Origin of the sequence: Agromyces sp. NPDC056389, assembly GCF_042262385.1 — a bacterium.
GTDB lineage: Bacteria > Actinomycetota > Actinomycetes > Actinomycetales > Microbacteriaceae > Agromyces.
The window spans coordinates 1-1,732 of record NZ_JBHJPN010000007.1; the positions used below are offsets into that span (position 1 = coordinate 1).

The following is a 1,732-nucleotide window of genomic DNA, read 5'->3' on the forward strand; positions in this document are numbered from 1 at the left end:
TAACAAGGTAGCCGTACCGGAAGGTGCGGCTGGATCACCTCCTTTCTAAGGAGCATCAAGCCCTTGCCACACCGTACGTGTGTGGGGGGTGCTCATGGGTGGAACGATGATCATGGTGCAGCCTGCATGGTTGCCGGCATCAGCGAGTACGAACCAGTCATACGCGTCTTGATCCCTTGATGGGGTGAGGATGTGGGGCTGGTTGGGGAAAGCATGGTGGTGGTGAGTGTGTTGGGGTTGTGTTCGGCGCGTTGTTGGGTTCTCAGGACACGGATCGTGTTCTGGGGTTGTGGTCAACACAAGATCACACACCAAGTGAAGACTCTTCATCTTGTTGGATGGGGTTTGGGTGTGTGGGGTTGTGTGTGGCGTGTTGTTTGAGAATTACACAGTGGACGCGAGCATCTAGTATCTGTGATCTTAAGTTTTTAAGGGCACACGGTGGATGCCTTGGCACCAGGAACCGATGAAGGACGTTGTAATCTGCGATATGCCTCGGGGAGTCGATAAACAGGCTGTGATCCGGGGATTTCCGAATGGGGAAACCCGCCATGAATCATGTCATGGCACCTGCACCTGAACACATAGGGTGTTGGGAGGGAACGTGGGGAAGTGAAACATCTCAGTACCCACAGGAAGAGAAAACAACCGTGATTCCGGGAGTAGTGGCGAGCGAAAGCGGATGAGGCTAAACCATGATCGTGTGAGACCTGTCAGGGGTTGCGGTTGTGGGGTTGTGGGACAGTGCTGATCCTCACTGACATGAGGGTGCGCAGTAAGAAACCATGTGCGTAGTTGAACAATCTTGAATGGTTGAGCGTAGAGGGTGCGACTCCCGTAGACGAAACGTGTGTGGCTGTGTTGTGCTGTTTCCCAAGTAGCACGGGGCCCGAGAAATCCCGTGTGAATCTGGCGGGACCACCCGCTAAGCCTAAATATTCCCTGGTGACCGATAGCGGATAGTACCGTGAGGGAATGGTGAAAAGAACCGCGGGAGCGGAGTGAAATAGATCCTGAAACCGTGTGCTTACAATCCGTCGGAGCCTCTGTGTGGGGTGACTGCGTGCCTTTTGAAGAATGAGCCTGCGAGTTAGCGGTGTGTGGCGAGGTTAACCCGTGTGGGGAAGCCGTAGCGAAAGCGAGTCCGAATAGGGCGATTGAGTTGCACGCTCTAGACCCGAAGCGGAGTGATCTAGCCATGGGCAGGTTGAAGCGGAGGTAAGACTTCGTGGAGGACCGAACCCACCAGGGTTGAAAACCTGGGGGATGACCTGTGGTTAGGGGTGAAAGGCCAATCAAACTCCGTGATAGCTGGTTCTCCCCGAAATGCATTTAGGTGCAGCGTCGCGTGTTTCTTGCCGGAGGTAGAGCACTGGATGGCTGATGGGCCCCACCGGGTTACTGACGTCAACCAAACTCCGAATGCCGGTAAGTGAGAGCATGGCAGTGAGACTGCGGGGGATAAGCTTCGTAGTCGAGAGGGAAACAGCCCAGATCATCGGCTAAGGTCCCTAAGCGTGTGCTAAGTGGGAAAGGATGTGGAGTCGCAGAGACAACCAGGAGGTTGGCTTAGAAGCAGCCACCCTTGAAAGAGTGCGTAATAGCTCACTGGTCAAGTGATTCCGCGCCGACAATGTAGCGGGGCTCAAGCGTACCGCCGAAGTCGTGTCATTGCAGCAATACGGCCAACGCCGGCTGTGATGGGTAGGGGAGCGTCGTGTGCCGGGTGAAG

The 1,732-nt window shown here is 55.1% G+C and carries 1 rRNA gene; it reads left to right on the top strand.

What is annotated here, in order from left to right:
- Positions 1-418: 418 nt before the first annotated feature.
- Positions 419-1,732, top strand: a 23S ribosomal RNA gene (locus tag ACFCVM_RS19620); the annotation flags it as partial.